This window comes from Arthrobacter sp. KN11-1C, from assembly GCF_052180225.1.
GTDB lineage: Bacteria > Actinomycetota > Actinomycetes > Actinomycetales > Micrococcaceae > Arthrobacter.
This window is the reverse complement of record NZ_CP197467.1, coordinates 4,001,147-4,022,972: the sequence shown is the minus strand read 5'-3', so window position 1 is coordinate 4,022,972 and position 21,826 is coordinate 4,001,147. Positions and strand designations below refer to the sequence as shown.

Annotated in this window: 17 protein-coding genes; 8 read left to right on the top strand and 9 right to left on the bottom strand. The window is 62.8% G+C overall.

The window, feature by feature from the left end; all coding sequences use genetic code 11:
• Position 1: 1 nt before the first annotated feature.
• From ACSBOX_RS18735 to ACSBOX_RS18710, 6 genes are read left to right on the top strand one after another with little or no spacing between them, the layout of a single operon-like run.
• Positions 2 to 904, top strand: coding sequence for a sugar phosphate isomerase/epimerase family protein (locus ACSBOX_RS18735; RefSeq protein ID WP_442543808.1), 903 nt, complete (start codon positions 2 to 4; stop codon positions 902 to 904).
• Positions 901 to 2,514, top strand: a complete 1,614-nt coding sequence (locus tag ACSBOX_RS18730) for a GMC family oxidoreductase (protein ID WP_442543807.1) — start codon at positions 901 to 903, stop codon at positions 2,512 to 2,514. Before ACSBOX_RS18735 ends, ACSBOX_RS18730 begins: the two co-directional genes overlap by 4 nt.
• 15 nt (positions 2,515 to 2,529) lie before the next feature.
• Positions 2,530 to 3,399, top strand: coding sequence for a sugar phosphate isomerase/epimerase family protein (locus ACSBOX_RS18725; RefSeq protein WP_442543806.1), 870 nt, complete (start codon positions 2,530 to 2,532; stop codon positions 3,397 to 3,399).
• Positions 3,400 to 3,401: 2 nt separating this feature from the next.
• Positions 3,402 to 4,394: a Gfo/Idh/MocA family protein gene (locus ACSBOX_RS18720; RefSeq protein WP_442543805.1), complete on the top strand. Its 993-nt coding sequence runs from the start codon at positions 3,402 to 3,404 to the stop codon at positions 4,392 to 4,394.
• Positions 4,395 to 5,399: a Gfo/Idh/MocA family protein gene (locus ACSBOX_RS18715; RefSeq protein WP_442543804.1), complete on the top strand. Its 1,005-nt coding sequence runs from the start codon at positions 4,395 to 4,397 to the stop codon at positions 5,397 to 5,399.
• Positions 5,400 to 5,418: 19 nt separating this feature from the next.
• The gene (locus tag ACSBOX_RS18710) at positions 5,419 to 6,435 is read left to right on the top strand and encodes a zinc-dependent alcohol dehydrogenase family protein (RefSeq protein ID WP_442543803.1); all 1,017 of its coding nucleotides are present in this window, start codon (positions 5,419 to 5,421) and stop codon (positions 6,433 to 6,435) included.
• A 773-nt stretch (positions 6,436 to 7,208) separates the two neighbouring features.
• Here ACSBOX_RS18710 and ACSBOX_RS18705 read toward each other — a convergent pair.
• The 3 genes from ACSBOX_RS18705 to ACSBOX_RS18695 form a co-directional block, all read right to left on the bottom strand.
• Positions 7,209 to 8,219, bottom strand: a complete 1,011-nt coding sequence (locus ACSBOX_RS18705) for a WxL protein peptidoglycan domain-containing protein (protein WP_442543802.1) — start codon at positions 8,217 to 8,219, stop codon at positions 7,209 to 7,211.
• A 150-nt stretch (positions 8,220 to 8,369) separates the two neighbouring features.
• Positions 8,370 to 8,936 (bottom strand): WxL domain-containing protein, encoded by a 567-nt coding sequence (locus ACSBOX_RS18700; RefSeq protein ID WP_442543801.1) that lies wholly within the window; start codon positions 8,934 to 8,936, stop codon positions 8,370 to 8,372.
• 933 nt (positions 8,937 to 9,869) lie between these two features.
• Positions 9,870 to 10,049, bottom strand: a complete 180-nt coding sequence (locus ACSBOX_RS18695) for a hypothetical protein (RefSeq protein WP_442543800.1) — start codon at positions 10,047 to 10,049, stop codon at positions 9,870 to 9,872.
• Positions 10,050 to 11,328: 1,279 nt separating this feature from the next.
• Between ACSBOX_RS18695 and ACSBOX_RS18690 the strand changes: the two genes are divergently transcribed.
• On the top strand, positions 11,329 to 11,547 hold the full coding sequence (locus tag ACSBOX_RS18690; protein WP_442543799.1) for a hypothetical protein: 219 nt from the start codon (positions 11,329 to 11,331) through the stop codon (positions 11,545 to 11,547).
• 263 nt (positions 11,548 to 11,810) lie between these two features.
• Here the strand turns inward: ACSBOX_RS18690 and ACSBOX_RS18685 are convergent, their stop codons facing one another.
• From ACSBOX_RS18685 to ACSBOX_RS18660, 6 genes are all read right to left on the bottom strand, one after another.
• Positions 11,811 to 13,040, bottom strand: coding sequence for a hypothetical protein (locus tag ACSBOX_RS18685; RefSeq protein ID WP_442543798.1), 1,230 nt, complete (start codon positions 13,038 to 13,040; stop codon positions 11,811 to 11,813).
• A gap of 277 nt (positions 13,041 to 13,317) precedes the next feature.
• A complete protein-coding gene (locus ACSBOX_RS18680; RefSeq protein WP_442543797.1) occupies positions 13,318 to 14,946 on the bottom strand; it encodes a PucR family transcriptional regulator in 1,629 nt (542 codons plus the stop codon).
• A 601-nt stretch (positions 14,947 to 15,547) separates the two neighbouring features.
• On the bottom strand, positions 15,548 to 17,257 hold the full coding sequence (locus ACSBOX_RS18675) for an FAD-dependent oxidoreductase (RefSeq protein ID WP_442543796.1): 1,710 nt from the start codon (positions 17,255 to 17,257) through the stop codon (positions 15,548 to 15,550).
• A gap of 23 nt (positions 17,258 to 17,280) precedes the next feature.
• Positions 17,281 to 17,544 (bottom strand): UBP-type zinc finger domain-containing protein, encoded by a 264-nt coding sequence (locus ACSBOX_RS18670; protein WP_442543795.1) that lies wholly within the window; start codon positions 17,542 to 17,544, stop codon positions 17,281 to 17,283.
• A 165-nt stretch (positions 17,545 to 17,709) separates the two neighbouring features.
• Positions 17,710 to 18,282, bottom strand: coding sequence for an HdeD family acid-resistance protein (locus ACSBOX_RS18665; RefSeq protein WP_442543794.1), 573 nt, complete (start codon positions 18,280 to 18,282; stop codon positions 17,710 to 17,712).
• 65 nt (positions 18,283 to 18,347) lie between these two features.
• Positions 18,348 to 19,217 carry a S1C family serine protease gene (locus ACSBOX_RS18660; RefSeq protein WP_442543793.1) on the bottom strand — a complete coding sequence of 290 codons (870 nt, stop codon included), beginning with the start codon at positions 19,215 to 19,217 and terminating at the stop codon, positions 18,348 to 18,350.
• A 707-nt stretch (positions 19,218 to 19,924) separates the two neighbouring features.
• On the opposite strand from ACSBOX_RS18660, the gene dnaK reads away from it, so the two are divergent.
• Positions 19,925 to 21,823 (top strand): molecular chaperone DnaK, encoded by a 1,899-nt coding sequence (gene dnaK / locus ACSBOX_RS18655; RefSeq protein WP_442543792.1) that lies wholly within the window; start codon positions 19,925 to 19,927, stop codon positions 21,821 to 21,823.
• Positions 21,824 to 21,826: the final 3 nt, after the last annotated feature.

Below are 21,826 nucleotides of genomic sequence, written 5' to 3'. Positions count from 1 at the left end.
CATGAAAAAAGGAATCAACGTCTGGTCGTTGGCATCCGGAACTTCGCCCGAGGAAGCCCTCCGCCTGTCTCACTCGGCCGGCTTTCAGGGTGTGGAACTGGTTCTGTCGGAGACCGGGAAGCTTAGTCTCGACAGCACCCCGCAGGAACTACGCTCTCTCAGGGGACATGCGGAAGACCTGGGTATCGAAATTCATTCCCTGGCGACAATGCTGCAGCTGCAGTACAACTTGGTGAGCGATAGTCCCCTCGTCCGCCAAAAGGCAGTAGATGCAACCAAGGTCCAGATCGAGACCGCGAAAGTCCTCGGAGCCGAAACGGTACTTGTCGTGCCGGGTTACGTGGGGGTGGATTTCATTCCGGACGCGGAGACTGTGCGCTACGACCACGCCTATGACCGCGCCCTGGACGCCTTTCGCGAGCTGGCGCCCTTCGCTGAGGCGGCAGGCATCCGCATCGGAGTCGAGAACGTGTGGAACCGATTCCTGACCACTCCCCGAGAAATGCGCGAGTTCCTGGACGAAGTCGGCAGTCACTACGTGGGTTCGTACTTTGACATTGGAAATGCGCTCGGAACGGGATTCCCCGAGCAATGGATCGAGATCCTGGGGCACCGGATCGTCAAGGTCCATGTGAAGGACTACCGCACCAACCCAGGAGGACTGAGTTCCTTCGTAGACCTGCTTTCCGGCGACGTGAACTTTCCGGAGGTCCTGCGGGCGTTGACGGAAGTCGGGTTCAACGACTACTGCTCCGCGGAAGTGACCCCGTACCGGTGGCACCCCGAACAAAGCGCTTATAACGCTTCCGCCTCGATGGATCGAATCTTCGGCTGGAACCAGAACCAGCGGCTGCCAGGCAGGCCAGCGTGCGAAAGAACTATGGTCAGGAGGGCCATCCCGTGAGTAATGAATTTGACTACATCATCGTTGGCGGAGGAACAGCGGGCTGCGTCGTTGCAGCGCGCCTCACCGACAATCCGGGCACCAACGTCCTGCTGTTGGAGGCAGGGCCGGACTACCCCACCAACGAAGCAACGCCGGAAGGCGTGCACGAATCGCGCTACGTTCCAATGCGTGGCCACGCACCCGAGGTCGATCCCCGCCACGACTGGGGACTCAACATCGAAATGAATGGCGCGACGATTGTGGTTCCGCAGGCCCGGCTCATCGGCGGTGGCTCTGCCATCAACGGCACCCTGGCCCTTCGCGGAGCCACCGCCGACTATGCAGAGTGGGCTGGTGCCGGCAACCCCGACTGGTCCTGGGACCAGGTGCTCCCAGCCTTCCGTGACCTGGAGGACGACACCGCTCCCGGCGTCGGCATCCACGGGCGCGGCGGTCCCTATCCGATCACACGAACGGCGGAGCCGGAACTCGCGCGCCTGCAGAAGGCCTTCGTGGACAGTGCACGCAGCGTAGGAGCGACGGACTGCTGGGACTTCAACGCCCCCGACGCGCAGGGTGTCGGCCCGGTGCCCCAAAGCCGTGCCGGAAACCGCCGCGTCTCCACCGCTATCGCCTATCTCAACCCGGTCCGTCACCGTGAAAACCTCACTGTTCGCGGGGAGACCCTGGTTTCGCGCGTACTCTTCGACGGTGCTCGGGCGACCGGCGTTGAGCTGGCGGACGGCACAACCATCACGGCCGGTGAGGTGGTCCTAAGCGCTGGCGCCATTGTGACGCCAGCACTGCTCCAGCGCTCCGGCGTGGGACCCTCGGGGCTGCTCGCGGCAATGGAAGTTCCGCTCGTCTCGGACCTACCCGTGGGCGAAAACCTGGCCGACCACAGCTGTGTGCCCCTGATGGCGCCTCCCCGTGAGGGGTCCTGGTCTCCTGACGACGCCAGCCTCCAGGCAGTATGGCGGTTTTCCACCAGCCAGCAGCCGGACAGCCTCGATGCCCAGCTGACCATGTTCAGCTACCTTAATGTGCGCACCACCGGAGATGGCGCCCGCGGCATGGCCGGAGCTGGCAACGAGGGGCTGGACAACGTGGCCGGCATCGGCTGCGTCATCAACAAACCCCGGTCCACCGGCGTCGTCCAGATCACCTCTACGGACCCTGCCGTACTACCCTTCGTGGACCCCAAATACCTCTCGGATCCGATCGATCTAGCTGTCATGCGAGAGATCGTCCGACGCGGGTGGCAGGTCTTGACGGCCGAACCGCTCGCCGGCCTGCTGGAGGAACCGCTGGGCATGGATGCAGAAACGGTAGCGGACGATGAGGCGCTGGATGCGGCCATCTACCGGACGATCGCTTCCGGCTACCATTTCACCGGTACCTGCAAAATGGCGTCGGTTAACAACGGCGGCGTGGTCGATCAAGGCGGCCTTGTCTACGGGTGCCAAGGCCTGCGCGTCGTTGATGCCTCGGTTCTTCCCACCATCCCCGCCGCTAACCCCATGCTGCCAATCGTCATGGTTGCCGAACGGCTCGTAGGGATGGCCCGCGGGATAACCGTCCCAGACCCCAGCACAGACGAAACCCACGACTTGGCGCGGACCGCCTGAAGGGAATACCAGATCATGAAGACGAATGCCCTATTCGCGCTGGACACCTGGTTCTATAACTCGCTTGGCTCATACAATCTCGAGGCCAAATGCGAGATGCTGGCCGAGCTCGGCTACGACGGCATTAACCTCACCCTCTGGAGCGATGAATCCTGGGCCGATGTCGCGAGGATCCCCGCAATCAAGCAGCGCTTCGGCATCGACGTCACGGGGGTCTACGCCTCGGTGTCGGGCCCGGACGACGCCGTAGGGGTGCGCCGGGTTTCTGAGCTGCTGGAGACGATGGAAGGCTGCACGCTCCTCGACTTAGCCATCCTCGGCAGCCCGGAGGCCCACACTAATTCCGACCCCCGCGGTGATGCCGCCGTGGAAAGAATGTTGAAGGGCCTCCTCGCCATCGCCGAGCGACGCGGCATTACGCTGTCCTTGTACCACCACATCGGATGCTGGATGGAAACCCTCGACGACGCCATGCGCCTATGCCTTGCCGTCAACCACCCCAACCTCAAGATCACATTCTCCAGCCACCACTGGTACCTCACGGACGGCAAACATCCGGAACGGACCTTGGAACGCATCAGTCCCTACCTGTCCGGGGCAAACTTCTGCGGTAGCCGCCGCGTTCCCAGCGACAACGGCACGGATGCCACAATCGAGCTCCTGGATGATGGTGAACAGGACAATTTCTATTTGCTAAGTCTGCTTCAGAAGGCCGGTTTCACGGGGCCGATCGGCGTCCAGGGATTTTCCATGGGCGGGGACGTCTACTCGAAACTCCGCCGGTCCATTGCCGCCTACGAGGACATCCAGCGTCGGCTGAAGCAGCACCCCGAATGGGCGGATTTCCGCAACGACCCCATCCCCTCAGCCCGTGAGGACGTATAGGCGTGAGCGAACGAAGAGTCGGAATCATCGGCACGGGGTTCATGGGCGAAGTTCACACGGCCGCCTGGCGTGCTATCGGCTCGGCCCCGTCGGCCGTTCTTGCACGGTCCGCAACGCTCCGACCCGCGTATCTGGGCCTGGAAGTCGACATCTACGACGACCTCCAGGAATTCCTGGCAGCGGTGGACATCGTGGACATCTGCGCCCCAACGCATCTCCACGCAGAATTTGCCTTGGCAGTGGCGGCGGCGGGCAAACCGGCAATCTGTGAAAAGCCGCTGTCCCTCAGCGTAGACGAAGGGCTGGAGGTCATCAGGGCCTTCGAAGGGGCCGGCGTGCACCTGCACGTCGGACACATTCTCCGCTACAGCCCGGAATACACGGCTGCACGGCAGGCCGTCGAAGCCGGCCGGATCGGAGAACCGGCCGTGCTGCGGCTCTCCCGTCTGTCATTTGCCCCGGAACGCGGCCAGGCGAGCTGGTTTCAGGACGACAGTAAGTCGGGCGGAATCGCGTTCGACCTAATGATCCACGACCTGGACTATGCCCGCTGGATTGCTGGAGAGGTGGTCTCGGTCTTCGCCAAGTCAGCGCAAAAGTCGCGTGGCCACACCATCGCCATACTCAAGCACGCTGGCGGTGCTATCACCCATATCGAAAGTTCCTGGTCAGGCCCCGCTCCGGAATTCCGGACAAGCTTCGAAATCGCAGGCGAACACGGCATTCTCGGATTCTCATCGGGTGAAACCACGCCGCTGACCCTGCGGCTGCACGAAGAACGGAACGACAGCAGCACAGGTCTCGGCAATATGTCGCTGGCGGCCAACCCGTTCGAACTGGAGCTGCAGAATTTCCTGGAAGTAGTTGACGGAACAGCACAGCCGGCAATCACACCGCGTGACGCCCTCGCGGCGGTTCAGCTGGCGGCGGCCGTGCGGCAATCCGCCCGCACCGGTCAGCCTGTCCGGATTGAATCAATAGGAAAAGGTGAATAAGTGGAGCGCATAGGCATTTTGGGCGTGGCTCATCTGCACGTTGACACCTACATCCGGAACCTGCGCGAGGCCGGGGCCCAGGTCGTTGGCGTCTGCGACCGGGACGCAGCCCGCGGGGCCGCTTGGGCGCGCAAATTCGAGGTGGCTTACTACCCGGACGCCGACGAGTTGCTCGCTCAGGGCGTCGACGGCGTACTCGTTTGCGCCGAAACCCTTTACCACCGAGAACTGGTGGAAAAGGCGGCCGAGGCCGGTGCAGCCGTCCTCTGCGAGAAGCCGCTCGGGGTGGGCATGGAGGACTCACAGGCGATTGTCCGCAGCTGCCGGGAGGCAGGGGTCCCGTTGATGACCGCCTTCCCCCTGCGCTTCGACAAGTCCCTCAGCCAAGTGAGGGATCTGGTCATCAGCGGAAGACTCGGGCAGGCGCGGGCTTTCTCCGGTACCAATCAAAGCGTCATGCCCATGCGGGAGCGCTCGTGGTTCGCCGATGGCGCACTGGCAGGTGGAGGCGCGATGATGGACCATATCGTCCACCTCGCCGATGCTTATAGCTGGATCATGGGCACACCACCGGAGGAGGTCTACGCGGTCAGCAACCGCATCGTCCACTCCGAATCGGTGACTGTGGAGACATCCGGACTCGTAATGCTCACATACCCCGGTGGCGTTTTCGCCTCCATAGATTGCAGCTGGAACAGGCCGCTGAACTATCCAACGTGGGGCGGTATGACTCTCTCTGTAGTTGGCGACGGCGGAACGGCGGATGCCGACCTCTTCAGCCAGCGGTTAACCCAGTTCGGTGGGGACCAGAACTTCGGCTGGATTCAGTGGGGCTTGGATACCAACCAGCTCATGATCGACGATTTCCTTGCATCAATCCGGGATAGCCGGAAACCGGCAGTGTCCGGCAGGGACGGCTTGATCGCGACGGCGGTGGCCATTGCAGCCCTTGAATCTGCCTCCACCGGCGCTCCCGTCTGTCTCTCACCTGATTTGTTCACTTAACCTACGAAGGAGCCAACCCATGCGCGCGGTTGTATTTGAATCACCTGGCCAACTCATGGTCAAAGACCTGCCAGACCCCACCCCAGGTCCCAAGGACGTCCTCATTAGGGTGGCAGCAGTCGGAATGTGCGGCACTGACATCCATGTATTCGAGGGCGACTACCTCGGCGGCCAATTCCCGATGATTCCCGGCCACGAGGCCACAGGCACCGTCGAAGCAATCGGCGAGGCTGTTGCCGGATTCTCGATCGGGGACCGGGTGGCGGTCGATCCAACGATGACCTGCGGGGAATGTGAATACTGCCTCAACGGCCGTAACAACCTTTGCCGCAACTGGGACTCCATGGGTGTGATCAGCAGCCACGGCGCCTCGGCGGAGCTTCTCCTCGCCCCGGCGAAAAACGTGTACGCCCTGGCCCCGGATGCAGACCTCTACGACGCCACGATGATCGAACCGATTTCCTGCGCTATCCGGGCCTTTGACATCCTTCCGCGCAGAATCGGTGAGCACTACCTGATCTATGGTGCCGGCACCATGGGTCTGTTGCTGGCTCAGCTCGCTCCGCGCGCCGGCGCGGCCTCGGTCAGCGTCGTGGACCCTAACGAGAGCCGCCTGCAGCTCGCCAAGGAAGTCGGCGTCCAAATTGTTGCTACCGGCGCCGGTCAACTGGAGCGTGAAACGTGGGACGTTGTCATTGACTGCACCGGGGTCATTGCGGCCATCGAAGACGGAATGCCGAGGGTGAAGCCGGGCGGCTATTTCCAGCAGTTCGGAGTTGCCCCCGTCGACGCTAAGGCCCGATACTCGCCACTGAGCATCACCAAGGATGAAATCAACATCGTCGGATCCATGGCTGCACGCCATACCTTCGGACGAGCTGTAGAGATGTTCACGGCAGGCACCATCAACATCAAGCCGATGTTCAGCCACGCTTTTGCCTTGGACGACTACGAAACGGCCATGGATACCTTCCGCCGGGGCACCGGCCGCAAGCTTCAGATCCGGCCCGGGGCCACCGAGTCCAAGGTACTCTGACCGCCCACTCACGGCCAGGGACTGGCGTTGAGTAGCGCCCGGACAACGCAACGGCCACTCGGAGACCAGTGATAACCGGAAACCTCCGGGAGTCCTCATCATCCACTCCGCGCGCATGGTCACGGACGGAGACGTGATCGAAGATGCCCGGGTTGCATTCGAGGAAAATCGATCGACGTTGTCCGAACGGACAGCTGTAAGGATCACCTGAACGTTCCCCTCGGGCCACGGCCCGAGGGGAACGACGTGTCAGGACATTGGCGCCTTCCGGGATTCGTGGACATCCGCTGCCATTGGGGGCGGGGGCACTCGTTTGAGTCCGCCGATCACCCGCGCCTTGGGCTCGATCTGCACCGGCAGCATGGAACGTCCCGATCAGTGCTCTCGCTTGTCAGCAATCCGCTGCCCGCACTCAGTATCAGATCATTGCCATCGGGAACTGATCACGGCGGATGAACTGATCCTTGCCGCCCATCTGGAGGGCCTATTCCTGGACGACGGCCACAAGGGTGCCCACGATCCGCTCAGGTTTGCACGTGCCGGATCCTGTAACTAACGCGGAGCTGATGTCGGTGGGGGTGGGGCGGTTGCCGGGCGAGGGCAACGGGTGCGGAACCATCCGATGCCCAGACGCCCCCAACTCGGGGATGATCGGTGGATATTCCGGAGATGACCGCGGTCAGGGCCCGCGTCACGAAGACTGGCGGCGGAAGCCGAAGATCGCCGTGTCACCTTCGGCGGCCCTGCTGATTCCACGTGAAGGGTGCGCTTATTCAGGCGTCCCGGCGGTGACGTCCTGCGGTCGCCTCGGCGGCGGTTTGGGCCAGGGCTGTGCGGGCGCGGCGGATGAAGCGGGCGGCGCGCCATGCCCCGTAGGAGGCGCCGGCGAGGATCAGGAGTCCGATGCCAAGGAGGAGCCAAGGGGCGTAAAGAACATGAGTGGTGGCCTGGGTGGTGCCGGCTTCGGAGCTGAGTTTCGCCTGGGCGTCGGCGTTCATGGCCGAGGGTGACTTGGGCGCGGTGGCGTGCAGGTCGATGCTGCTGCCGGGGAGCAGGCTTTCGGGGGTGTCGAATTTCAGGGAGCTGTCCGGGCCTGGCCACCCGGTGAGTTTCAGTTCGGCGCTCGGGTGCAGGATGGTGTTTCCCGTGTTGTGCACGGGCAGGGTGAAGGCCAGATCATTCCCTTTCTGATCCCATGCCAGGTCTCCGGGGGTGAGGGATTTGACGGCGGTTCCGGCGACGTTTAAGTAGATGCGTACTCCCTGGCGCTGGACTACGTCGATGCGGACCGCGGTGTCGCCGTTGACGGTGGTTGTCTTTCCCTGCACGGGCGGGCTTTGGATGATCAACCCGCCGGCGTAATCCCCCGGGGTTGTGCCGGGGGGCACGGTGAGGCGGAAGGGAACTTTCATTTCCGACTTTGCCGGGATGGTGAGGCGGTCCGAGGGCAGGTGTACCCAGGCGCCGATCCCCTTCTGCGGGTCGGTCTGGGAGCCCAGAGCGAAGCCGCCCTGGGGGGTGGTCTGCCCGTCCACCGGGTAGTTCAGCAGGACCACCGGGGCCTGGCTGTGGTTGGCAACAACCGCTTCGGCGTCGATGGCCGCGCCCGGATACAGGGAGATGTGGAAGAAGTCCGATTCATTCGCGGGGCGGATGCCTACGGTGCCGTCATCGACCGCGGAGGCCTGTCCGGCGGCCGAGAGCACGGCCAGGACCAGAAAGGCCAGGGCCAGAATCATGCGGACTGGTCCGCAGGCGCGGCTGGGGGAAGATGACGCGGTCAAAACAGGAATCCTTCAACTAAACGGACGCATGCGGGCGAAGCCGGGGTCGGGGGGGCAGGAGGGCGTATGGCATGGGGCGTCACCGCGCTCCTGTCCTGACCTTCCCGGAACGGGCACGGGGCGGGGGCGCGGCGACGGCTGAGCCCTTTGTTAGGCGATGGTGTAGGTGTACGGATTCAGGGCGCTGGACCCGACGGTGTCGGAGTAGTTGGAGCGGTACGCGTTTGCCGGGACCGACAGGCTGAACGACGGCGTCAGGTTGTACGTGCCCTTGTTCGGGCCGGCTGCCGAGATCAGGGCCTGCGAAGTAGTGGACATGGCTAGGGCCGGGGCGGTGATACCGGTGGCCGCGTCGGCGCCCGCGGCGGCGGTGACCGTGCCGGGGGTGATGGTCAGGTTCGGTGCTGTGATCGTGCGGACCGTGGTTTCAACGGTGCCGGCGGCGCTGGTGAAGTCCGTGGCGCTGGCCGAAACGGTCCAGGCCGCGCCGGTGCCACGGGCATCGGTCAGGCTCCACTCCGTCGACGTACCGGTGGAGGCCAGCGTGCTCGTGCCGTTCAGGGTCACCGCCGACAATGCCGGGGCCGCGGTGGTCGCCGACAGGCTGGCACCGGAAACTGTGGAGTTGATCGTGTCTGCTGAAACCGGGCCGAGACCGGCCGCGAGGGAAATGCCGCCAGCCGCGATGAGGGCTGAGACCTTGCTTAATCTACCCATTCGTTTTCTTCCTGTGGTTGAAAGTGGGTAGGACAGTTAATTGCATGGGATGACACGTCTGCACACCCTGAAACCCGGGCATGCAGACCAGGCATCACCCCCACCCACCCGTGCAACGGGGCGGAGGAGGTGATGCTTGGACGCTCCAGCCAGCCTCCCAAGGGCCGATGACAACGGGCAGGGAAGCACTCGGACAGCGCTCTGAGTGACCGGGCCTAATCGCCCCGCTACTGGGAACTCCACCATCACGGGAACCAGCTCCGGTCCCGCCGGCCACCGTTCATTCCACTATTTGAACTCCGGTTTCTGTTTTGGACGGTCAGTCCCACCCCAATTCGCTCCTTTGTGCACGTATCGGTCGACTTATCGCCCAGGCCTGCACGGATTGGACCTCCTGGCCGCCTTCACCAAACCTAGCCGGCCGAAGGATTTGCTACGAAGCTGGTCTTCAGAGCCTCCGAGAGATGGAAAAACAGGAATCGTTGCACTTCGTCGGGTTAACTTGGAATCCGATCTATAAGTGATCTGAATGCAGGCTCGACCGATAACCATTGTTAGGTCCCATCGGCCCTTCCGGGCAGCACGGTCCCGGATAAGGAGAGCCCTCGGAGCCACCCAAATTTGTTGGAACCCAACTTGGGGGCCCGGATGCAGTCGAGAGAGCGGTCCGGATCCGAAGAACCAAAGAGAGCAGGAACGACAGAGTGATCACGAGGACCGAGACCCGGCGCACTTATCGCTTCACCAGAGACAGGGTACGTATCGTAAACGCGGACCTGAACGCGGCCGTCGAATTAGCCCAACAACACGCCATAGGGGAGGGCAGGCATGGTGTCCTCGTGACGCGGCATGGGCCCGCGTGCTTCACCGTGGCTTCGAGCGCCGCGGTCCCTTACGGCATTACCCAGGAACGAGAGCGCGCTTGACGCCTGTCTACAGCGAGAACCCCCGGTCGCAGAGAGTAACAGGAGCGGGCTGGACGGTGCTGCCGGCAGGCGCCTGGAGCACAATAGTGACGCCGTGCAGGAGGGATGCGGCACCGGAGGCGGGCAGCGCCGCGGTAGGACACATTTTGGCCGAATCAGGAATCAACTCCGGAAGGAGCGCTGACATGCCGTAATCAGTCGGCCCCGGAGCCGCACGGATAGCGCGTTGATGCGGAAGTTAAACAGCTCAGGGGAAAATCTGCCTGCCGGCATCCGAAGGGGGTACCCAGGGCTTCATCGGATCACGTCAAACTCGGCCTGTTGTCTCCGGGCGGTTTGTGGCTGCTCGTTGTCGTCGTGTGCGTCGAGGCTGCGTTCTCTCTGTCCATTCGGCTGCCGATGATGTTCGGCCAAGAACCCTGAGAGGGTTTCGACGGACCGTAGCTCATCGACGCGTCAGGACAATGGCTTGTTTCCGGTATCCGTTGGGCATCCACCGCCATTGGGGGCGGGGTACCCGTTTGAGTCCGCCGACCACGCGCTCCTTGGGCTCGATCTGCACCGGCAGCATGGAACGTCCCGATCAGTGCTCTCGCTTGTCAGCAATCCGCTGCCCGCACTCAGTATCAGATCATTGCCATCGGGAACTGATCACGCCCGATGTTGGGACCAGATAGATCACGCCGCAGGCATGATGTTGCACTGCGCATAACCGATGTTATTGGCGGCTGCGTATGACACCGTCAAGCTCAACTTCTGCTCCGCGCTCGTCGATGACGCGTTCCGGCGACAACACCATAACGGAACCAGTGAAATCCTGATCTTCGCCAGCAAGAATGACCACAGCGTCCGCTAAAGCGTCGGCTGCGTGGCTGCGCCATCTCACCCGGCGCTGTCGTCTCCTGCACCTTCGAGACCTTGGGCGCCGAGGTTCGAAAAGAACTCCCCGTAGCAGACCGGCGCACCGCGGCACTGAACCGTGCCAACGGAAGGAAGGGACATAGGCCGGCCGTCGACCGTGGACAACGTCTGAGTCATCCGACTCGGCTCAGTGGCGTGCTGTCAGGGGTACCGTCCTGTCGGAGACCAGATTCCCTAGGTGGCGGGGGCCAGCGGCCCCGGACACGAAAGGCTTCCCTGAGATCGAGACCAGAACACAGGGACGCACACTGACCCCAAACCCGATTGACGAGACTCCTGCACGAAGTGATCTGCCCGGGACCAAAGAATGCACACATTGGATCACTCGTCCCCTTCTTTGCGCGACCATCAACCGTAGGATTTTGAAATCATTCAGACAGCTTTCGACCGGGCAACTAGGGGCGGACGGGTTGGGCCGTTCGTGACGCAATGGCCCGGCGCCGCGATTCATAAAGACCTTTCGGTGCCGCACGCGGCTCCGGCCCGGTGATACCGGGCGGGAGAGAGCGAACTGCCTACGAGTGCTACCAGAACAGGAACGACCCATGATCACCGCCAACACCGGGCCTATTTCTCACGTCACGGCAGACGAGCCCCAGTTGATCGCCGAACGCCTTAATGCCGCGGAGAAATTGGCTCAGGAGCATGCTCTCAGGGAGGGCAGTCACGGAATTCTTGTGACGCGCTATGGACCGACCTCGTTCACAGTAACTCTGAGCTCAGACGTTCCCTACGGAATCACACAGGAACGCGATCTCGCCTAACCCCGGGACCGGTCCGGTCGGCCCTATCCGGACATTCCCTGTCGCGTCACGGCGTGCCGTAGGCGGACATCTGCCAGTGCTGACCTCAGCTGACCTAATACGGAATCGAGCACGGAGGAAGATGACTCGCTTTTCTTTACCAGACGCGATGCGTCAACACATTGCCCTCACGACTGATGCGGCAACATAGCGTGCATCGGTCCGCCGGACAGCGTCGATGATCGCGTCCGGTTCGTCTTTAGAGTCCGACGACAGGTTCGCAGTTATTGCCTCGTCTCTTGCGAGGGCTTGGCCTTTTGATGCTGCCTTCCTGGAATCCCCGCCGTGAACCGGGTCCGGGCTGTCCAGTTCCAACCCCCGGCGTTTGCGGGCAAAAGAACCCGGTCGTGATGCCAGGAACAGCTGAGTATGTCAACCTGATTCAGGACCACTGAGACGGCCTGAGCTGGGGGAGAGGCCGCCCGAAGAATGTCCTCCTTTGACTCGAATCCCGAGCCTAACGCACCACCGATGAGCGCCGTCGATGTCGTCATCCAGGCGATTTCCATGAAGTCCCAAACAGTCACGGGATGTTGCAGGGTCACCGCCAATAGGCCATCGTCGATGGTGAACGCCGCGGCCAGCAGCACGGCCACGAATAACAGGACGTAGCTCATCACGACGCCGATCATCAGCGACCACACTGTAGAAGTGTTGTACAAGGAAGCCTTGTATCGTTCGAGGGGATCGTCGCGCCGGGGGCTTTCCCACAGATCGTGTTGGGTGATGTTCCAGAACACCATCGAACTGCTCGAAAGGATCATCAGCAATGTCAGTCTTGGAGATCCCAGCAAGTCTGCGAGTTGGCAGATTGTGTTCGTGACAAGCGCGAAGGCGCCCGTGGCGATCGCGGCGGCCATTGCGCTTCTCAATCCGAAGACCAGCCGCCAAGGACGGTTCGCCCGGAGCATGCCCGCCAGCAACCGTCCGCGGCCGAGGCGGGTTGCCGAAACGTAGCGGAACCCAATCGGCCCCTCGTCAAGAACAGGGGTCTCGATATGCCGCGATTGGTGCAGCGAGGGCGGACCGAATTCCCCGGCGTCATCCTCGGGATCGAAGTGGCGGTGCATCGCCCAGCCGAGGTCGGCGACGGCAGCGCGGACCCGGCGGTCGATGTTGACGGCGCCGAGCGCAGGCAAGGAAACCAGAGAGACCGGCTCCACAAGCGCAACTTCCGCGACCACCGTCCGGGCCTCGAAACGGATCGGAAGATCGGTCAGGCAGACCATGACATCCCATGCGCGGCGGATCCGGTGCTTGGCCATGGAGTCCAACATCGGCATCAACCCGTTGCCAGCCGTAAAATCCTGGTACCCGAACACTACGGACCAGTCGTGGCGCTCATCGGCGAGGTTGAGCAGATGCCCCACTTCGGGGCCGTTGCGCTCAGCAAACTCGTCGGTGACTTCCGGTTCGGCGAGCACGCCCAGCGTACGGGATCTGGCGCGGTTCACGTCACCCGAACGTCCGGCACGGCCGGCCTCCTAGGGTTCAGTGTCCATGACCTGCGAACTGGACGTCACCGTCGCCGTGGACACAGGATCCCGGTGCCGGTGTGCTCCGGGGGCGCCGTGGTTAGTGGTCCTGCCGGCTTCCCGTGCTCGCCCGGTCAGGTTCTACCGGCTGCGGCCTCACGTACGGGTTTCTCTGACTGCCATGGATGCCGCATTGCCCTGACCTTCCAGAAACTGCCGATGTTCGAATCCGGCGGGTCAACCGGTTGAGGGCCGGCTATGGGACGTGAAAAGGGGTGCCGTGCGGACGAAGGCGCCATGCGCGCGTTGCGACGTGCAGGTTTAGGCGGGTCTCGGGATCGGCAAGGTTGAAGCCGGTGATCTGCCGGATGGACTTTAAGCGGTAACGCAGAGTGCTTCGATGGATGGTCAGGCTCTCGGCCGTACTGTCATAGTTGCCGCCGCGGTCCAGGTACTGGGCCAGGGTTTGCACCAAGTCGGAGCCCCGGCTGTCGTCGGCGCGTTGAAGGGTGCCGAGCCACTCGTCGACATAGCCCGCCAGGTCCGGTTCGCCTCCAGCTGTGTCCAAGATGCGGTAGATCCCCAGTTGATCAAAGCGGGTGACACCGTAGCGATCGATTGAACCGGCCCGGATGTGCAGCGCGTGCAGGGCTTCCGAGAAGGAGCGCGGAATCTGGGCGACATCCAGGCTTGGACCGCCGATGCCCACGGCCCCGGTGGCACTTCGCAAGGTCCTGGCGACAACGGAAAAGACCTCGGCACCCAACGGATCTCCACGTACCACGGCAACAGCCATGTCCGCGCGCCGTGAAACGAGCGCGGATGAACGGAGTTCCAGCAACGTCCTGCGCAGTGCGACCACGACCGTATCGTCGGTTCGTGGCGGTTGCCACTCCGCCACGATGACGTGCTGCGGACCACTGATGTCGTATCCCAAGGCCTCGGTACGAACGCCTGCGGTCGCGCCATCCATTCCGGACACGAGTTCGTCCACGAGGTCGCGTCCCAGCCTCAGTTCCAGCCGGGTCAAGCTGCGGCGGTGCGACAACTCGACCTCCAAGAGCCGCGTCGCGTACTTCAAAGCGAAGACGTTGCCGGCGGTGACCGGCCTGTCGGTTTCCAGCATGCAAATAGCCCCCAACACCTCGCCGTGTGACAGGGCAACGGCAACGAGCCTTCGCGGTTCGCGGACCGGTGAGCCGGAGGCAAGCCAGAGCTGCGCAGTCCGCGACCTGGCCGCCGCGCCAAGCCTGGGGTAGGGGCGTCTGGACCCGGTCCCAGCCGCCGCGCTAATGTGCCCGAACGCGTCCTCAATACAGATGGGCCGCCCCGTCAGCCGTGAAAGAACCTCCGCCAGGAGTCCCTCCCTGGAGTCGCTGTCTCCGAGCTCGGAAGTCGCACCCTGGTCCAAGGCATCCCGGATCTTGGCGTTTTCTTCAAGCTCAACTACCGTCGCCGAGAGGGATAGGAGACGCTGGTTCATGTCGTCACGGCGGAGCAGCCGACCGATTGAGTCATTCGGGAGTTCCCTGCGGGATTCCCTGGCGTGAGTCGTTCCCATTGTCCCCGCAGCTGACCGGAGCTGGATCAGTTGCGGGAAATCCGGAGGGTCGGCGGCGGACAGCACCAGACACCCGTTCAGCTCGCCAAAGTCGCCGGCGGTGAACAGCGCATATCGCCAGCCCGGCCTGGCGCACGGGAGGACGGAGTCCCTGCCATCGAGACACCGGACGTCCAGATCCTGGGGCAGCACCGCGCGTTCGGGGAAGGGATACAACTGGCCATTCACCGCAAGGTAACGGTCCTTGACCTCGCAGAACGACATCTCCGACACAGTCTGCGCGGCCGTGTTGAGGATATCCTCTGCCGTACGTTGATCGAACATATAGATTCTCGTTTCCGTCCATCGCAACGCGCATCTTGCTGTGAATACGAGTCGAGCAGACCGTAGCCCATTGCCCTCTGTGGTCGAGATTCGGCTTGAGACGCTGGTCCCCATCAGGGGGCAGGGATCGATCATTTTCGGGTCCCGACGGTTTGCCGTCATGGACGTTAACCCTCGACGCGGACCATCCAACGCCGTAATTGGCCGGGATACCCATGCTCGCCTCTTGCGGGCCCGGCACATTTTGCGGCCGATGTGGCGAGGTCGGGATCGGCGCTCCAATACCATCAAGCTACGCCCGTATGTCGCCGTTGTTAAGCTCTTCTCGTGCACCTTCGGATTGCCGTCAGTGCTGGATGCCCAACGGCAGTTCGGGACGTCATCGACGCTTCAACGGCATAGCCAGGTTCCTCAGCAGCCGGTAGGCGTGTGCGCAGAAAGGACGGCTGAGCTCCGCCGTGCGGCCGATGGGCCCTGTGCTAAGGCACCTATCTCTGGCCGGCGGCACGCCAGGCAGAGAGCAGTGGCAGGGAGAGGCTTTCTTCGCCTCCAGCCGGATCTGCGTTTCGATCATCCTTATCGAGAAACGCGGACCGGACAGTCAACCCCGGAGGAGGCGCAGGTGCTCGTGGATCATTGCCACTGCCGTTGAGCCTTCACCGGCGGCAGCCGTGACGCGTTTCACCGATCCATGCCGAACATCGCCGGCCGCGAACATCCCGGGGACGCTGGTTTCAAAGGGCATTCGTCTGCGGCCCAGATGGCTGAACTCGGGAGGGAAGTCCTCGAGATCGGCCCCGGTCAGGATAAAGCCGTCCTCATCCAGGGCGAGCTTGTCCTGCAGCCATTCTGTGTGCGGCTTGGCCCCAATGAAAATGAAGAGATACCGGGACTCGAAGATGCGTTGCTCGCCCGTGTCTCCCAGATCGACGATTATCCGTTCAAGGGCGCCTGAACCGTCCACGCCCACGATGTTGGCCCGCAGCAGGACCTCTACGCCTGGGTGCTCTTCGATCCGTTCCGCGAGGTACCTGGACATGCCCGCCCGGAGGTCCGCTCCGCGCAGCACCAGCCGCACTTGTGCTCCCGTGCCAGCAAGGAAAAGAGCGGCCTGTCCCGCGGAGTTTCCACCGCCGACGACAGTCACCGGCTGCAATCCGCAGAGCCTGGCCTCATGGACGGTGGCGGCGTGGAAGACACTGATCCCCTCGAACTCCTCCAGCCCGGGGACCGGCAGCCGACGGTAACGAACCCCGGTTGCGAGCAGCGCAGCCCGTGAGGAGGCAGGGCCGCTCTCGTTGAACTCTGCGCGGAACTCGCCTTCCCTGAACTCGATGGTGGTTGCCCGGCAGGCGACGTTGATCTGGACTCTGAACTTGCGGGCCTGAATGGCAGCTCGTTCAGTGAGTTCCCCGCCGGAGATTCCGGCGGGAAAGCCGAGAAAGTTCTCGATCCGCGGCGACGTGCCGGCCTGCCCACCTATCGCGAAGCCTTCCTTAAGGACGACCGACAACCCGTCGGATGCGGCGTAGACGGCGGCCGCCAGCCCGGCCGGCCCGGCCCCGATCACCATGAGATCGTAAGAGGCCGGGTGCTCTTTCGCCACCCGTAGGCCCACTGCAGCGGCCAGAACTCCGTTTGAAGGGTTTTTGAGGACCCGCGAGGCGCTAAGCACCACTGCCGGCAGGTCGTTCGCGAGGATCCCGGCCCGGTCCAGGATGGCCTGCGCCTGCTCGTCATTCTCCAGATCGACAAGCCGGTGGGGCAGGCGGTTGGCGGCCGAAAAGTCCAGGAGGCGAATCGTGTCACGGCTGAAACGGGATCCAACGATGCGGATGCCTGCGCCGGAGCTGATCATCCGGATCCGGCGCTGAAGATATGCCCGCAGGATGGTCTCGCCCACCGCGGCGTCGGTCAGGACCACACGGCGCAGATCGTCTCCGCTGATCTGGAGAACCTCGCCTGCCTCGGCGAATACCGTGCTGGTAAAGGCCGGTTGCCCCTCGACCAGGCCCAATTCCCCGAGGAACCGTCCCGGACCGTGAACTTCGAGGATCCGCGCGCCGGGTCCCGGATCATCAGGCTGTTTGCTCCCGGCGACATGCAGCCCCTCCATGATAAGTACCGTGCCCTGCAGGATGACGAAGAAGTCGGTGTCGAATTCTCCCTCCTGGATGAGGACTTCTCCGGCCAAGGTGGCCCGGCTGGTGCCGGCACGGCCTAACAATTCGAGCTGGGCTTGGCCGAGCGTGGGATAGGCGCCGGAGATGTCCGGCGCTTCGATCATCCGAGAGGCTTCGACAGGTTCCATCAGCTGGTTGCGCCTCCGGTACCTTAGACGAATGCCTCATGGGGATAGCACCAGCGCCAGTCCTCGCCGGGCTCGAAGGAACGAACGATTGGATGCAACTCCGTGGCATGAGCTCGCGCGTGCCGCATAGGTGAGGAATCACAACATCCGACATGGCCGCAGGAGAGGCACAAACGCAAATGAACCCACGGAGTTCCCAATGACAGACACTCCTCGCAGCCCTGCGGCGTGCGGACACGAACCGGACGAATGTGCGCGAGATGCGGATCACGAATTCCCGAAATCATGTTGGCTCCTATGTCAATCCGGCCGCGGGGCCGGCATCGGCGCGACAGCTGGCGCAAGTGTTGTGTTCGCGCTGATCGGCGGCAAATAGGGTGTCGTGAATCAGGTGAGATCAGCGCTTGAGTGTGCGAAAGGGTCCTGAGGATTCATGCTCCGAGATCCGGCTATTAGCCCGTCGAGAGGCGCGTAACCGGGCTTTCGCCCAGCCTGCGCAAGCCAACGCCGGAGGCGATCAGAAGCACTCCGAAGACAATTGCGAAGGACGAGAGCAGCCCCAGGAGACTGAGTATGCCTGGGCCCGGAAGAACAATCAAGAAGAGCCCGAAGACAGTGGTGACGATACCTGTGATCAGCCAGAGCCACCACAGCCCGACAGTCCTCTTGACTTCAAAGGCCAGTGCCATCTGGGAGACACCGAGAATGAGCGCCCACAGCCCGATGACGAGCGCCAGCGAAAGGGCGGTGATGCCCGGCCAGGCGAACGCGACGAGACCCGCGAGCACGGAGATGATACCGCCCACTAGCTGCCACGCGGACCGGCGCCGCTTGCGCGTGACGTACTGCGCGATGTTGGCGACGCCGTCAAAGACAGCGTAGATTCCGAAGAGGATCACCATTGCGAGTAAGGAAACACCGGGCCAGACGACAACCAAAATGCCGAATAGAACGGCCGCAATGCCCCGGATAATCAACGCAGTTCCTGATCCCTTAAACAATTGTTGTGTCAGTGGGTCAGACATGGCCACACCTCTGTTTCTGGAAATGGTTCATCGTAATCTTTTGCTGGTCAGGCCCAGGATCAGGTCTATCCCTTTGCAGTGCTCCCCAAAGTGACTTTCACTGACTTTGTGTCTTGCCCGCGCTGAAACCCGACGTCGGACTGCTGGCCCGGCTGCTTCTTGCGGACAGCGGCAAGGAGGTCGGTCACACTGGCAATCTTCTGCCCCTCGAACTGGGTGATGATGTCTCCTGGCTGCAATCCCGCTTTGGCTGCCGGTCCGCCCTGGGCAACTTCGATGACCAGCGCGCCTGACGTCGTAGGGAGGCCGAAGCGATTTGCGAGCTCGGGAGAGATGTCGGTCGGAATGATTCCAAGGACCGGGTGTGTGGCCACTCCGTTCTTCAGTATCTGGTCCGCCACGTCGCTTACCGTGGTTGCGGGGGTCACGAACCCGATCGACACGGCGCCCGAACTGGGCGGCAGATACGCTTCAGAGAGTCCAATGATCTCCGAACTGCTGTTGACCACGGCCCCACCGGAGTTGCCCGGGGAGATGGGCGCGTCTGTCTGGATAAGGTCGATAAGCCCCTGCGGCGATCCCTCGGATGGTGGCATATTACGGTGAAGTGCGGAAACAATGCCCGCCGTGACGGTCTGCTCTAGTCCGAGCGGACTGCCAATAACAACCGCCAGTTGCCCAACTTCGAGAACCGCCGCAGAGAATTTGGCGGCCGGAAGGTTGCCCCGGTCAGCCTTCACCACTGCCACATCGGTTGGGTCGTCAACACCGAGCACAGTGGCCGACGCCTGAGATCCGTCCCCGAAGTGGATCCGGACGTCCTTCAGCGGCTTCTTTTGTTGGTCCTCCACCACGTGGGCGTCCGTGACGATGCTGCCGTCGCTGCGGTAGACCACTCCGCTGCCGATGCCGCTTGACGTCTCGATCGTGACCACGGAGGGCTCGACTTCTCTGACGATTCCAGGAACGGCTGAAAGGTCTCCTGTGGAACTCGATCCCCCCGTGCTGGCGGATTGTGATGCCGCAGGCGGAGGCGACCCTGTGCACGCCGACCCGAAGATAAGGAGCCCCGCGCCGAGAACGGCGGTCCATGCCCTCCTGCGTCTTAGCGCCGGGAGTGAGGCCGTGCCCTTCGCGGTCGTTGGTCTGCTCTTGCTCATTGGATTCCCGCTGCCTTTCCTGGCTGTCTAGGAAACAGGTAACAGGTTGAGTCTCCTCCGCTGCCATCTCGTCCGCATGGCCCCGGGACGCCTAAAAACGGTCCGCATATGAATCCCCCAGGTCAACCCGTGGTAGCTGGTGCGCTCCCGCCTCGTGCTTGACCGGAGTCATGCAATCCCTCGGCGCCCGCGCGGACCTAGGCGCCGGAAACGCGGGGCACCGTGGGGGTGGAGGCGGATCCCGAGGTAGTGAGGATGCGACTGTGGAGTCTAGCCCTGATAGGTCTATTCTCTGGAGCGTATTTGGACCCTGGAGGGTCATGCCGTCGTTCCCGTCTAAGGGGCAGACTCAACCCTATAAGGCCCCATGACAAAGCCCGTTGAGCCTCGTGGCCCGACAGGACAGGGCGTGAGTCATGCGGTGCAATCTCGGGCGGACGCCGCCACCGGACCGGTCGCGCCCTCTAAGACCGGAGTGAGTGATGGCCAAAGCAGTAGGAATTGATCTCGGAACAACCAACTCGGTGATCGCCGTGTGGGAAGGCGGGGAAGCCCGCGTCATACCAAACGCGGAAGGAGCCCGGACCACTCCCTCAGTTGTGGCGTACACGGACAGCGGGGAACGGCTGGTGGGGCAACTGGCCCGACGGCAGGCGATTCTCAACCCCAAGGGAACCATCACGTCAGCCAAACGGTTTATCGGCCGACACTATGATGAGATCACGGATGAGGCCAAGGCCGTGAGTTTCGACGTCGTAGCGGACGACAACGGTGTGGCGCGTTTTGAGGTTCAGGGTAAGAAAGTCGCACCCGAAGAGGTGAGTGCCCTCGTTCTCCGCAAGCTAGTGGACGACGCCGCGAAGCAGCTGGGCGAAAAAGTGACCGAGGCCGTCATTACGGTTCCCGCGTACTTTAACGACGCACAGCGCACCGCGACCAAAGACGCAGGCAAGATTGCCGGTCTGGAAGTCCTGCGCATCATCAACGAACCCACCGCAGCGGCCTTGGCCTACGGCATTGACAAACGTGAGCATGAGACTGTGCTGGTGTTCGACCTGGGCGGCGGAACCTTCGACGTGAGCCTGCTGGATGTCGGCGACGGGGTGGTGGAGGTCCGCTCGACCGCGGGCGACTCACACTTGGGCGGCGACGATTTTGACCGCCGTCTCGTCGACTACCTGGCTGATGAATTTCACAAGGAGAACGGAATCGACCTCCGCAACGACCCCCAAGCGTTGCAGCGCCTGTTCGAGGCGGCCGAGAAGGCCAAGGTTGAGCTCAGTTCTGTCACCCAGACACAGGTGAATCTCCCCTTTGTTACGGCCGACGCAACGGGTCCAAAGCACCTGACCAGCAGCATCCGGCGGTCAGTCTTCGAGGACCTCACGCACGACCTCGTCGAGCGCACCATGGGGCCGGTGCAGCAGGCAATGACGGACGCCAAAGTCACCGCCAATGACATCGACGAAGTGATTTTGGTCGGCGGCTCCACCCGCATTCCTGCGGTACAGAACCTCGTGCGGCGGCTGACGGGCGGTAAAGAGCCGAATATGAGCGTCAATCCGGATGAAGTCGTGGCAATCGGTGCTGCGATCCAGGCCGGCGTGCTCAAGGGCGAGGTGTCCGATGTCCTCCTTCTCGATGTCGTACCACTTTCTCTGGGTGTCGAGACCCGTGGCGGCGTCATGACCAAGATCATCGAACGCAACACGACCATCCCCGCCCGACGGAGTGAAGTCTTCTCCACAGCGGAGGACAACCAGCCCGCCGTCGACGTCGTGGTCCTGCAGGGTGAGCGTGAACTGGCTGCGGACAACCGCGTGCTGGGACGCTTCCAACTGGGCGATATCCGTCCGGCACCACGCGGCGAACCGCAGGTGGAAGTCACCTTCGACGTCGACGCCAACGGCATCCTGAACGTCACCGCGCGCGACAAGGACACGGGCAAGGAGCAAGGCATCACCATCAGCGAAGGCTCCAACCTTGACACCAAGGAAGTCGAGCGCATGATTTCCGAGGCCGAGTCTCACAGGAACGAGGACCTGCAGAACCGCGAGCGGATCGACACGCTCAACGAGCTCGATGCGGTGGCCTACCGTGTCGAGCGGACAGTGAACGAACTCGGTGACGCGGTCCCGACCCACGACAAGGCCCGGGCGGAACTGCTGGTTGGCCAGGCGCGCGACGCCGTCAGTAATCAGGCGGAGGTCTCCGCCGCGAGGGAACTCATCTCGGAACTTCAGCAGCTGCAGGCGGCACTCACTGCATCGGCCGCCTCCGCGGCCGCTGCAGGGGCGGACCAGGGAGCCGTATCTCAGCCAGGAGCCTCCAACGCTGTAGATGACGATGACATCGTCGATGCAGAATTCGATCGTGGCTAGGAA

Excerpts from the sequence above, each read along its gene's own strand:
- ACSBOX_RS18735 (WP_442543808.1), top strand. The coding sequence starts at position 2 with ATGAAAAAAGGAATCAACGTCTGGTCGTTGGCATCCGGAACTTCGCCC.
- ACSBOX_RS18725 (WP_442543806.1), top strand. The coding sequence starts at position 2,530 with ATGAAGACGAATGCCCTATTCGCGCTGGACACCTGGTTCTATAACTCG.
- ACSBOX_RS18710 (WP_442543803.1), top strand. The coding sequence starts at position 5,419 with ATGCGCGCGGTTGTATTTGAATCACCTGGCCAACTCATGGTCAAAGAC.
- ACSBOX_RS18700 (WP_442543801.1), bottom strand. The coding sequence starts at position 8,936 with ATGGGTAGATTAAGCAAGGTCTCAGCCCTCATCGCGGCTGGCGGCATT.
- ACSBOX_RS18695 (WP_442543800.1), bottom strand. The coding sequence starts at position 10,049 with ATGTCAGCGCTCCTTCCGGAGTTGATTCCTGATTCGGCCAAAATGTGT.
- ACSBOX_RS18690 (WP_442543799.1), top strand. The coding sequence starts at position 11,329 with ATGATCACCGCCAACACCGGGCCTATTTCTCACGTCACGGCAGACGAG.
- ACSBOX_RS18680 (WP_442543797.1), bottom strand. The coding sequence starts at position 14,946 with ATGTTCGATCAACGTACGGCAGAGGATATCCTCAACACGGCCGCGCAG.
- ACSBOX_RS18675 (WP_442543796.1), bottom strand. The coding sequence starts at position 17,257 with ATGGAACCTGTCGAAGCCTCTCGGATGATCGAAGCGCCGGACATCTCC.
- ACSBOX_RS18670 (WP_442543795.1), bottom strand. The coding sequence starts at position 17,544 with ATGATTTCGGGAATTCGTGATCCGCATCTCGCGCACATTCGTCCGGTT.
- ACSBOX_RS18665 (WP_442543794.1), bottom strand. The coding sequence starts at position 18,282 with ATGTCTGACCCACTGACACAACAATTGTTTAAGGGATCAGGAACTGCG.
- dnaK (WP_442543792.1), top strand. The coding sequence starts at position 19,925 with ATGGCCAAAGCAGTAGGAATTGATCTCGGAACAACCAACTCGGTGATC.